Here is a 12919-nt window from a genome sequence, read left to right on the forward strand (position 1 = left end):
TTAGAGTTTAAAACTTTGACAAAGTTTTTTTATTTCCATTTTATAGTTTTAAAACTCCCTTCCAGCTATTTGGAAGGGAGTTTTTTTATGAAATAAAAGCAACCGATTGTCTCTTTTTTATGTTTTGTAAGAAATGTATTCTTTTGAGGTTATTGTGTTGATTTACAGTTTTTAAGGTGTTAGAAGTCCCATTTTATAAGGGGTATCGAAGATTTTGTTTAGGAGAGATTTTTAGATGTTTACTACAACGTTTTAGTATTTTTTGAAAAATCCGCATATTTTAACATTTTATATTTTTTTTAAGATTTTCAATCAAACAATTTATTATATCTAACGTTTTCGTGATATTAAATGTGCTTTTTAGTAATTATTCAATATTTTATAATTTTAAATAAATATAATTCTTTTTTATAACTATATTTTTTTGAAATTGATTAAAAAAGTTAACGCAACCGATTGTGTGTTGTTGTTTTTTACATATATTTGTTTTGACTATAAGTTGTTATTTGTTTGAAATGTTAAAATAAAAACGAATCGTAAAGTCACTAAAAGAAAACTAACTAAACCATACTATTAACTCATTAAACCAATTATTTATGACTAACTTTTTAATTACTAAAAGCAGATCTAAATACTTTAAGAATTTGGGGTTCTTGATCCTGATGCTAGTATTTTCTGCTGCAGTAAATGCACAAATTACTGTTACGGGTACTGTATCTGATGGTAGCGGACCAATACCAGGTGTCAATATTATTGTAAAAGGAACTAAAACAAGTACTGTATCTAATTTTGATGGAACCTATACGCTTCCAGCTATTCCCACTAATAGTATTTTAGTTTTTAGCTTTATTGGATACAAACCGTATGAAGTTGCAGTCAACAATAAAACTAAAATTGATGCGCTGCTTGAAGAAAACTTAAATGACTTAAAAGAAGTTGTTGTTATTGGATACGGAACATCAAAAAGAGCAGATTTAACGGGAGCTATTTCTTCTATTTCTAGCGCTGCAGTAGCACAATCAGTTTCAACAACTATTGATCAGGTTTTGCAAGGTAGAGCGGCTGGGGTGCAGATTCAGCAAAATAGCGGTACGCCAGGAGGGAGTACTTCAGTGCGTATTCGTGGTATAAGTTCTATTACAGGTTCAAACGAGCCAATTTATGTAATTGATGGTGTTATTATAGATGGTAATTCAGGTTCTTTAAATGCAAATCCGCTTTCGGGAATTAACCCTAATGATATTGCTTCTATCGATATTTTAAAAGACGCTTCTGCAACTGCAATTTATGGATCTAGAGCTGCAAATGGTGTAATTATAGTTACAACTAAAACAGGTAGAAAAGGCGATTTGGTTTTAAATTTTGACAGTTATGTAGGATGGCAGCAAATGCCTAAAGAATTGCAAGTGCTGAATTTGCAAGAATATGGAACTCTTAAAAATACTCGTGCAGATTTGGGTATCGTACAAAGAGATCCTTATTTTATTCGTCCTGATTTATTAGGAGAAGGAACAAATTGGCAAGACGAATTATTTCAAACAGGTTTAATTCAGAATTATAATTTATCTGCTTCAGGAGGATCTGATACTACTACTTATGCATTAGGAATGTCTTATTTTGATCAAGAAGGAACCATAATCGGATCTTCTTTTGATCGTATGACGATTCGTGCGGTAGTTGATTCTCAGGTAAAAAAATGGATGAAAGTTGGAGTAAACATGAATGTTTACAAAACCAATCAAGTAACGACAGTTAATGATGATTCGGTTATCTTAACGGCGCTAAAACAAACTCCAAACGTAGCGGCTCGTAATGCTGATGGAACGTTTGACGGACCAGATACAACAGAATTCGTTCAAACCAATCCGTTAGGAATTGCAATGCTAAAAGATAATCATGGAAAAGATTACGGAATTAGAGGAAACGTTTACGCAGAAATTGGTTTTACAAAAGATTTAAAACTTAAAACAACATACTCAATTGATTATGGTTTTGGAAACCGATATACTTTTAATCCATCGTATACTTTTGGAGCATTATCAAATGAAGTAAGAGAAGGATCAAGAACAAAATCTACCAGCGAAAACTGGATTTGGCTTAATACTTTAAATTATAATAAGACATTTCAAAAACATACAGTTGGTGCAATGTTGGCTCAAGAAATGCAAGAGCAAAACTGGGAAAATCTTTATGGTTACCGTTCTGGTTATTTAACAAATGGAGCAACAGATTTAAATGCAGGAGATCCAACGACAGCAAGAAATTCAAATGCAAGTTCTACAAAATCGCTTAGTTCTTATTTTGCAAGAGCAAATTATTCATACGATGATAGATATTTTATAACAGGAACAATCAGAAGAGACGGATCTTCTCAGTTTGCAGAAGGTAACAAATGGGATTGGTTTCCATCTACTTCTTTAGCATGGAAAATTTCGAATGAATCATTTTTAAAAGACAGTAAAGCAATTAGCAATCTGAAATTGCGCGCAGGATGGGGAGTAACAGGGAACTCAAGCGTGCCAAATAATGCTTATACTTCTGTTTACGGTACTTCTGCAACCAATTGGGGAAGCGGGCAAATTGCAACCAATACAGCAAATCCAGATTTAAAATGGGAAAAATCAAACCAAACGAATATTGGTTTAGATTTTGGGTTTTTAGATAATAGAATTGAAATTACAACAGATGTTTACTACAAGAAAACAGACGATTTATTACTAAGATTATCTCTTCCAGCCTATGTAGGAACTACAGGTCAAGGATCTACAACACCGCCTTTTGCTAATATCGGATCTTTAGAAAACAAAGGTTTCGAGTTTACCATAAACACGGTTAACATGCAGAGAAAAGATTTTCTTTGGAAAACAAATTTCAATATCTCGATGAACAGATCTAAAGTATTGAAATTGAATTCAGAATCTGGAGTGTACGATCAAACTCTGCAGCAAGGTTCAGATGTAACTGTGGTTACTCGTACAGCTGTAGGTCAGCCATTAGGACAATTTTATGGTTATAAAGTAATTGGACGTTTTGAAAAAGCAACAGATTTCTATTATAAAGATGCCAGCGGAGCAGTAAAACCAACTGCATTGCCTGAAGGAATGGCAATTGGCGAAAATGGCGTTTGGATTGGAGATTATATGTTTGAAGATGTGAACAAAGATGGTGTAATCAACGAAAAAGATGCCGGTTATATTGGCGATCCTAACCCAGATTTTATTTTCGGTCTTACCAATAATTTTTCATTTAAAGGATTTGATGTCGGAATCACATTCTCAGGATCTTACGGAAATGAAGTTTTAAACTACCAAAGAAGATGGTTAGAAAACCCTCGTGAGAACACAAACTTATTGAAATCGGCGCTAGGATATGCACAATTAGATTTGATTGATCCGAATGGGCCAAACGATTATCGTAACGTGCAGATTGTAGGCGGTGATCCTTACATGCCTAGAATTGGAGCTTCTTCAGCTTCTTCAGCATCTAACTATCGTTTGAGCAACAGATTTGTAGAAGACGGATCTTATATCAGACTTAGAAATATATCATTAGGGTATAATCTTCCTAAAGAATTATACTCTAAGTACGGAATCTCAAATATCAAAGTATACTCAAACATGCAGAATGTTTTAACCTTCACAAAATATAAAGGTTACGACCCTGAAGTTGGAGCGATAAACCAAAACCAATTGTTAAATGGTATCGATAACGGACGTTATCCTTCACCGACAATAACTACACTTGGATTAACTGTTAATTTCTAAAAACTGCACAATGAAAACAAAGAAAATATTTTACACGGCTTTAATTATTGCATTGCCATTTGTTTGGACGAGTTGCAGCGACATTTTAGACGTTGAACCAAATGATGTAATTACAAAAGAAAACTTCTATAAAACAGAGTCTGATTTTCAGGCGGCAACGGGACCATTGTACAACAAAGTATGGTTCGATTTTAATGATAAATTTTATTATGGTTTAGGAGATGGACGTGCAGCAAACATGTATGCGCCTTTCTCAGACTACATTTATCCTTTTACAGATTTAACAGAAACAGGATTGACAGGGCCTTTGGTTTCGGCTTGGGGATCATTGTACAATGTAGTGCAGCAGTCAAATAACGTGATTATCGGAATTTCAGGAAGTCCGTTGAGCGATACTGTTAAAAATAAATACATTGCAGAAGCTCGTTTTATGCGAGGAACAGCTTACTGGTATTTGGCTTCATTATGGGGAGATGTAATCATTTCTACAGATCCGAGAGAATTGGTGAAGAATCCAATTGTAAATAAAAATCCGTTAAAAGATGTTTATGAATTTTCAATTCGCGATTTAGAATTTGCTGCAAAATACCTTCCAGAAGCTGCTGGTCAGGCTGGGCGTTTAACAAAATACAGCGCATTCGGAATGCTGTCTCGCGTTTATTTATCATTTTCAGGAGTAAGCGATAATCCAAATAGCGGAACTCGCAATCAAGAATATCTTGACTTGGCTAAAAAAGCGGCAGAAAAAGTAATGAGTTCTGGGCCGTACGCCTTAATGACAAATTATGAAGATTTATTCATGATTGACAATAACAATAATACAGAATCGATGTTTGCCTTGCAATGGGTTCCAAACGGAGATTTTGGAGTAAACAATACCCAGCAAGCTTATTTCGCATTAGGTTCTGACATTACGGGGGACGATGCCGCTTGGGGTTATTGGACAAGAGCTTCTTACAATGTTTTGCAAGAATATGAGTCAAAAGATCTTCGTCGTAGAGCAACTTTTATGGGAGACAACGATCATTATGCAGAAATCAATAAAGCAAATGGAGGTTACACAGTAGATCACGGAGCTGATTTCCTTACGGTTAAAAAAGGAGTTGTAGGTTCTACAAAAGACAATTCTAAAATTACCCGTATGAATTCTGCTCTAAATACGTACATGTTGCGTTTGGCAGAAGTATACTTAAATTATGCAGAAGCAACATTAGGAAACAATACCTCAACAGCAGATGCCACTGCGATTTCGGTGGTAAACAGACTTCGCACCCGTGCAGGTTTAGATCCAAAAACAACTTTGACTTATGCAGATCTTGCACACGAAAGAAGAGTAGAATTATGTATGGAAGGACAATACTGGTACGACTTAGTTCGTAGAGCTTACTACAAACAGCAAGAAGTAATTAACTATGTAACAGCTCAAAACAGAGGAACAATTACTCCAATTCTTTACGATACAGCAACCAATACAGTTACAGTTGATGCTTCAAAAAGTACAAGCCCAAGAGCAATTGGTGTAATCGATGCTACAATTTTCACACTTCCTTATCCAGAATCTGAATTAGTTCAGAATCCGTTATTGAGAGAAAATCCTGTTCCGTATCAGTTTACAGAAGAGAAAATAAAAGACTTATTCTAGTTTCAGAAATAAAAAACTAAAAGATATAAATATGAAATATATTTTAAATAAAAAGTATTGGGCACCCATCGCATTGCTAAGCACGATGGTTTTCAGTATGCTGTTTACTTCTTGCGACAACAACGATTCAGAAGTAAGCGCGATTACAATTACAAAAGTATTTTTAGAAGATGTAAACTCATCTGTGCCAGATAGAGAAGTAAGTTTTGCCCGTTTGGGACAGCTATTGCGTATTGAAGGTTCGGGATTTGCTGGATTGAAAAAAGTATACATTAACGGATATTCAACCTATTTTAATGTTGTTTTTGTTTCTAATAATTCGATGCTCGTAAGCGTTTCTGCAGATACGCCAATTTCAGATGCAGATCCGTCAGTACGAAATACAATTCGTTTTGTAAATGATTCTAACGAAGTAACATTCCCTTTTCAAATCCGTTCAGGAAAACCTAGTATCGTAAGCATGTCGAATACAATGCCAAATCCGGGAGAAACCATTATTGTTTCAGGAACAGGTTTAACAGAAGTAAGTAAAGTAGTTTTCCCAGGAAATGTTGAGGTTACAACAGGAATCGTTTCAGATGAAGAAGGAGAAGCATTTACCGTTGTAGTTCCAAGCGGAATTTCAGATTTAGGAGGTTCAATTTATGCAGAAACATCAAACGGAGGCGTTTATTCTCCAGCATATTTTAATTTCAAAAAAGGAATTATTTTAGATTTTGACGGCCTTGGGCAGCACAGTTTCTGGGGAACACCACCAGCTACAGGAATGATTTTAGGAACAGATTTAGAATCGACATCTATAGGAGCAGGAAATCTTTCACATGGTAAATATGTACCACATCGTCCATCTCGCATCACGTCAATTGCACCAGCTACAGGAAGAGCTACAGAAGTTTGGACAGGAGGTACAGGTGTAGATAATTGGAGAGCACAATTAACACCTTATATTCCAGCAACTACTCCGCTTGATAAAGTAGCATTTCAATTTGATATTTATGTGCCAGATGCATGGAAAGACTCAGGTTATTTAAAAATATGTACCATCAATAATTTTAATGCAGGAACATGGTCTGGAGGTGTGTATAATTATATTCCTTGGCTAGTAGACGGAAAATCTGTTCCTTTTCAAACTACAGGATGGACTACTATTACAATTCCGTTGAACAAATTTTATCAATGGTCTAAAGAAGCTGCAACATTTGAAACTGTTTTAACTTATCGTGAAACGGCAACTTATCAAAACTTTGGTATATGGTTCGAAAATGCCGATGTAAAAATGAAAGATGTTCTAGGAAATACAAGCGAAGTAGAATTCCCTTCAAAAGCAACTTCTGTAAAAGTATACACAGACAATTGGAGAATTGTACCGCTAGACACGCCAGTTTACAATGATTTTAACTAACCCAACAACCACAAAATGAAATATAAATATATCATACCAATTATAGCTTCATCACTAATGATTTTGTCATCATGCGATGATAATTTGATGGAGTGGGGAAAAGACCCAGAGCACGGAGAAGTAACAGGAGCTGAACTTCCGCTGGCTTTAGTAGAAAAAATAGGCCGTTACGAACCGCTAAAAAACTATTCTGATTTTTCTTTAGGAAACGGAATCGGAATCAGTTTGTACATGAGCGATGCAGCCTACAGAAAAATCGTAAACGAAAATTTTGACGAAGTAACGCCAGGCTACGAAATGAAGCACGGAGCCATGGTAAATTCTAAAGGAGAAATTAATTTTACCAATGTAGATGCCTTCATTGCAGCAACAAAAAGCGCAGGCTTGAAAGTTTTCGGACACACTTTAATTTGGCATTCGAACCAAAATGCAAGCTATCTAAACAGTATTATTGCCCCAACCGTAATTCCAGGTTCAAGCGGAATAAATGTTTTAGATCTAACACCTGTTAAAAATGGAACTTTTACAGGTTGGACAAAATATAATTCAGGTAAAGGAATTGCAACAGTTGCCAATCTAGGTTTAGCTCCAAACACACCAGCTATTCAATTAGAATCTAGTGCAACTTCTTCTTTAGCCTATAATTTACAATTAACATCTCCTACGGTACCTATCGTAGCGGGACATAATTATGAAATTTCTTTTTATGTTAAATCAGATGTAGCAGGAAAAGGACGAATTTCTTTTGATGCAGATGCCTCATTAAAAAACAAATATCCTTATAAAGATTGGATGAATACAGGCTCAGAAACCGAAGCTTTTGCTACAACTTCATCATGGAAACAAGTTAAAATTAAATTGGCCCCAGGCGATTTTCAAGCAGCTGCTACAGGCTTTAAATTTAATATCGATTTAGGATATCTGCCAAATGTTACTTATTTGGTAGATGTAAATACTTTAGCAGTTGTCGATCTTGACGCTGTCGCAGGCCCAGTTAATTTAGTTTCTAACGGAACATTTAATTCCGGAATAACAGGATGGAGTAAAGCTAACGGAGCAGCAGATGCTTTAAGTGCTGCTACTTCTGCCAATGCTTACGAAGGAAACGGAGCAATGAAAGTAGTAAATGCTGTATCTGACGCAGGAAACCAATGGAAAACGCAAATTCAAACTACCTTTACTTCTCCATTAGTAGCAGCAAAAAGTTATACGATTTCGTATATGATTCGTTCTGAAGCTGCAGGTTCAGTAAGATGTTCAACAACACCATCATCAAATGCAAGTTATCAAACGGATCAAGCAACTACAACGACTTGGAAGTTAGTCGAATGGAAAATCACAGCAAAAGGCGGTGAAACAGGTTTTGGTTTCGATTTAGGAGGAGCCGCAGGAACGTATTACATCGATAATGTTTTGGTAACCGATGGAACTTCGACTGGAGGAGGTGTTACAGCTCCAATTACAATTGAAAAAACAGAAGCAGAGAAAACCAAAATCATTACTGATGCAATGACCGATTGGATTTCTAAAATGATGACACATTACAAAACAAGCGTTTTCTCTTGGGATGTGGTTAACGAACCAATGAAAGAAGATGGAACATTAAGAGACGGAACTGAAGGAGATACTGCTACAGACTATTTTTCATGGGTGAAATATCTAGGAAAAGATTACGCTGTAACGGCTTTCAAACTAGCACGTCAATACGGAAATGAAACCGATAAACTTTTCATCAACGATTTCAACTTAGAATCGAGATTAGACAAATGCGATGGAATAATCGAATATGTAAAATATATTGAAGGAAAAGGCGCTACAATTGATGGAATCGGGACGCAAATGCACATCAGTTTAACAACAGATAAAGACAAAATTGTTCAGATGTTCCAAAAACTGGCGGCTTCAGGAAAACTGATTAAAATCTCAGAATTAGACATCAGATTAGGAACTGCTACACCAACAGTTGCACAACAAGCTTCTCAAGCAGAAATGTACCAGTATGTTATTGATATGTACAAAAAATACATTCCTGCAGCACAACAATACGGAATTACGATTTGGGGAGTTTCAGATAATTCTAAAGAACATGAATACTGGCTTCCAAACGAATCTCCAAATCTTTGGGATGCAAATTATGTTCGTAAACATGCTTACAAAGGCGCAGCAGATGGTCTCGCCGGAAAAGATGTAAGTTTAGGTTTCTCAGGAGAGTTACAAAAACCTTAAATATTTAATTAGTAATATGTCCATAGTGCAAATCTGAAAAAGGGTTTGCGCTATGGATTGTTTATTTTCTTAACTTTTACAGCTCAAGATTTTCAGAGCAAAAACAAAACAAAATGGCTTTCAATCTTAAAACAAACCCGATAAAAGTTTTTACCAAAAGCAAATTGTTTCTCCTAGCATTGCTAACGATACAGTTTGGTTTTAGTCAAAACATACCTCATCTACAAAAAGCAGGAAACAAAACACAGTTAATCGTCGACCAAAAACCATTCTTAATACGAGGCGGAGAATTAGGAAATTCTTCTGCTACGAGTATGGAAAGCATGGAACCCATTTGGTCTAAATTGACCGATATGAACCTCAACGCGGTTTTAATCCCGATTTATTGGGAATTGATAGAACCGCAAGAGGGCAAATTTGATTTTCAGTTAGTTGATGATCTAATTCTTCGCGCACGAAAAGAAAACTTAAAACTTGTTTTTCTTTGGTTCGGATCTTGGAAAAATAGTATGTCGAGTCACGCGCCTGAATGGGTAAAACTCAATCAGAAAAAATATCCGAGAGTTAAAGACGATAAAAATAAAAGCCATGAAATTTTAACGCCTTTCAGCGAAAATAATCTTCAAGCCGATTTGAATGCTTTCAAAAAACTGATGGCACATATTAAAGATTTCGATCAAAAAGACCAAACCGTGATCATGATTCAGGTTGAAAACGAAATTGGAATGTTACCAACGGCTCGCGATTATCACGCTTTAGCGAATGCTGCGTTTCAGAAACCAGTTCCAGAAGAATTGATCAAATATTTAGAAAAAAACAAGCAAAAACTAGTTCAAGAATTTTTAGAAATCTGGAAGAAAAACGGATTCAAAACCAAAGGAAACTGGGAAGAAATTTTTGGAAAAGGATTGCATACAGACGAAATTTTTATGGCTTGGTATTTTTCTAAATTCACCAATATCGTTGCCAAAGCAGGAAAAGACGCTTATCCAATTCCGATGTTTGTCAACGCCGCTTTGAATGCGCCAGAAAAAAAACCGGGACAATATCCAAGTGCAGGACCGTTGCCTCACCTTATGGATGTTTGGAAAGCAGCTGGAAATTCGATCGATTTTTTAGCGCCAGATTTCTACAATCCGTTATTCAAACAATGGAACGATTTGTTTACGCGTCAAGGCGATCCGCTTTTTATTCCAGAACATCGTTTTGATGAAACTGCGCCATTCAAAGGGTTTTACGCAATCGGACATTATGAAGCAATCGGATTTTCTCCGTTTTCAATAGAATCTGTCGCCGATGCTAAAAAAGAACCTCTAGGCAAAATCTATGATTTGGTAAAACAGCTAACTCCGACAATTGAAAAATACAAAGGACAAGGAAAAATCGATGGCGTTTTGTTAGACAAAGAAAACAACACGCAGATTATTAAAATGGGTGATTACGAATTTACATTCAAACATGATTATACCTTAAATTGGTCTGACGGAGCAAAAGCAGAAACTTGGCCAATGTCAAGTGCGATTATTATCGAAATGGCTAAAGATGAATTTTACATTTCAGGATCAGGAATTGTCGTTACTTTCAAACCTTTAAAAGAAAATGTAAACGCAGGAATTCTAAAAACAGATTTTGGTAAATTCGAAAACGAAGTTTGGAGAACGATAAGACATTTTAACGGAGATCAAACGCATCAAGGAAGACATTTGAGAATTTCTGTTGGCGATTACGAAATCCAAAAAATAAAATTATATACGTATGAATAGGGCTTTTTTCGCCACGAATTCACGAATTTTTTATACAATACGTTGTCTATAATAATCTAATTCCACGAATTAAATTCGTTTAATTTGAATAATTAACCGCAAAGCAGGCATTAGAAAAATTCGTGAATTCGTGGCGAAAAAAAAACAAAAACAATATATATGAAGAAAGTATTACTAGCATTTCTAATAACCTTTAGCATCAATGCTCAAATAAAACTTCCGCGACTTATAAGCGACGGAATGGTTTTACAGCGCGATACCAAAGTCAATATTTGGGGTTGGGCGTCGCCAAATGAAAAAATAGAACTCGATTTTAAAGGAAAAAAATACAACACCACAACCGCTCAAGACGGAAAATGGTCAATTCAGCTTCCATCGCAAAAAGCAGGCGGACCGTATGAAATGACTTTAAAAGCATCCAATACAATTGTTTTGAAAAATATACTTTTTGGAGATGTTTGGCTTTGTTCAGGACAATCAAACATGGAACTTCCAATGGATCGTTTGAAAGACAAATACAAAGAGGAAATTGCAAAATCGACTAATCCGAATATCCGTCAGTTTTTAGTTCCTGATGAATATTATTTTGCAAAAGAAAGAAACGATTTTTCATCTGGTTCTTGGGTTGAAGCAAATCCTATAAACGTTTTACAATTTACCGGGGTTGGCTATTTTTTCGCTTCAGAAATATACGAGAAGTATAAAATTCCAATTGGTTTAATCAATGCCGCTTTGGGCGGTTCTCCTGCAGAATCTTGGATCAGCGAAGAAAACATTAAAAAGTTTCCAGAATATTATCAGGAATATTTGAAGTTTAAAGATGGAAAACTTGAAAAACAAATCGATGAAAACGATCGTAAAGTCAGTTCAGAATGGTATAAATTATTGAACACGACCGATATTGGACTTAAAAATAAATGGGCAAATTCTATCGATATTTCAGATTGGCAAGAAATGCAAATTCCAGGTTATTGGGCTGATGGAGAACTCGGAAAAACAAACGGTTCTGTTTGGTTTAAAAAAGAATTTGTTCTCGAAAAAGTAAAAGAAAATCAGGCAAAATTAATTTTAGGACGAATTATCGATGCCGATTCAGTTTTTGTAAACGGACGTTTTGTTGGAACAACTTCGTACCAATATCCGCCAAGAATTTATTCTTTTAAAGCTGATATTTTAAAAGAAGGAAAAAATGAAATTACCGTTCGAATCATCAACAATTCTGGAAAAGGAGGTTTTGTAACCGATAAACTTTATGAGCTGATTATTGGCGATAAAACCATCGATTTAAAAGGAACTTGGAAATACAAATTAGGTTCAAAAATGGAACCGCTTCCAGGACAGACTTTTGTGCGCTGGAAACCTGTCGGACTTTACAATGCTATGATCGCGACTTTAAAAGAATATCCAATAAAAGGTGTTTTATGGTATCAAGGCGAAGCCAATACAAGAAAGCCACTAGAATATGGACCTTTAATGGAAACCTTAATTTCGAACTGGCGCTCACAATGGAAACAGGAAAAAATGCCGTTTTTATTGGTACAACTTCCAAATTTCATGGAACCAAAAACAGAACCAGCAGAAAGCAATTGGGCGGCTTTGAGACAACAGCAATTGAATACGCTGAAAGTCTCAAATACAGGATTGGCGATAACAATAGATTTGGGCGAATGGAACGATATTCATCCTTTAGATAAATATGATGTTGGAAAAAGATTGTCGCTTCAAGCTAGAAAAATAGTTTATGGCGATAAAAATGTAATTGCTTCTGGTCCAATTTTTCAATCTATGAAAAAAGACGGAAACAAACTGATTTTAAGTTTTTCTGACATTGGAACAGGACTTCAAATCAAAAACGGAACTGAGTTAAAAGAATTCGCCGTTGCAGGCTCAGATGGAAAATTCGTTTGGGCAAAAGCATTAATCGAAGGCGATAAAATTGTAGTTTGGAATGATGCTGTTTCAAATCCTGTAAAAGTGCGTTACGCTTGGGCAGATAATCCCGTTGAAGCCAATTTGTACAATAAAGAAAACTTGCCCGCTTCGCCATTTGAAGCAGAGTTGAGGTAGTTTTTTAATCTCGCAAAGACGCGACTTCGCGTCTTTGCGAGAAATTCTTTAGGCT

Annotated in this window: 6 protein-coding genes; all 6 read left to right on the forward strand. The window is 35.6% G+C overall.

Annotated elements, in window-relative coordinates; all coding sequences use genetic code 11:
- Nucleotides 1-596: 596 nt before the first annotated feature.
- The gene (locus ACE01P_RS20780; protein ID WP_379700959.1) at nt 597-3764 is read left to right on the forward strand and encodes a SusC/RagA family TonB-linked outer membrane protein; all 3168 of its coding nucleotides are present in this window, start codon (nt 597-599) and stop codon (nt 3762-3764) included.
- Nucleotides 3765-3774: 10 nt separating this feature from the next.
- Nucleotides 3775-5406 carry a RagB/SusD family nutrient uptake outer membrane protein gene (locus ACE01P_RS20785; RefSeq protein ID WP_379700961.1) on the forward strand — a complete coding sequence of 544 codons (1632 nt, stop codon included), beginning with the start codon at nt 3775-3777 and terminating at the stop codon, nt 5404-5406.
- Between the two features lie 31 nt (nt 5407-5437).
- On the forward strand, nt 5438-6808 hold the full coding sequence (locus ACE01P_RS20790; RefSeq protein WP_379700963.1) for a glycan-binding surface protein: 1371 nt from the start codon (nt 5438-5440) through the stop codon (nt 6806-6808).
- Nucleotides 6809-6823: 15 nt separating this feature from the next.
- Nucleotides 6824-9034 carry an endo-1,4-beta-xylanase gene (locus ACE01P_RS20795; protein WP_379700964.1) on the forward strand — a complete coding sequence of 737 codons (2211 nt, stop codon included), beginning with the start codon at nt 6824-6826 and terminating at the stop codon, nt 9032-9034.
- A gap of 113 nt (nt 9035-9147) precedes the next feature.
- Nucleotides 9148-10797 (forward strand): DUF5597 domain-containing protein, encoded by a 1650-nt coding sequence (locus ACE01P_RS20800; protein ID WP_379700965.1) that lies wholly within the window; start codon nt 9148-9150, stop codon nt 10795-10797.
- Between the two features lie 159 nt (nt 10798-10956).
- On the forward strand, nt 10957-12864 hold the full coding sequence (locus ACE01P_RS20805) for a sialate O-acetylesterase (protein WP_379700966.1): 1908 nt from the start codon (nt 10957-10959) through the stop codon (nt 12862-12864).
- Nucleotides 12865-12919: the final 55 nt, after the last annotated feature.

It is taken from the genome of Flavobacterium sp. HJSW_4, assembly GCF_042436695.1.
In the GTDB taxonomy this organism is placed as follows: Bacteria; Bacteroidota; Bacteroidia; order Flavobacteriales; family Flavobacteriaceae; genus Flavobacterium.

Coding starts and splice junctions, on each gene's coding strand:
- ACE01P_RS20785 (WP_379700961.1), top strand. CDS start 3,775: ATGAAAACAAAGAAAATATTTTACACGGCTTTAATTATTGCATTGCCA.
- ACE01P_RS20790 (WP_379700963.1), top strand. CDS start 5,438: ATGAAATATATTTTAAATAAAAAGTATTGGGCACCCATCGCATTGCTA.
- ACE01P_RS20795 (WP_379700964.1), top strand. CDS start 6,824: ATGAAATATAAATATATCATACCAATTATAGCTTCATCACTAATGATT.
- ACE01P_RS20780 (WP_379700959.1), top strand. CDS start 597: ATGACTAACTTTTTAATTACTAAAAGCAGATCTAAATACTTTAAGAAT.
- ACE01P_RS20805 (WP_379700966.1), top strand. CDS start 10,957: ATGAAGAAAGTATTACTAGCATTTCTAATAACCTTTAGCATCAATGCT.
- ACE01P_RS20800 (WP_379700965.1), top strand. CDS start 9,148: ATGGCTTTCAATCTTAAAACAAACCCGATAAAAGTTTTTACCAAAAGC.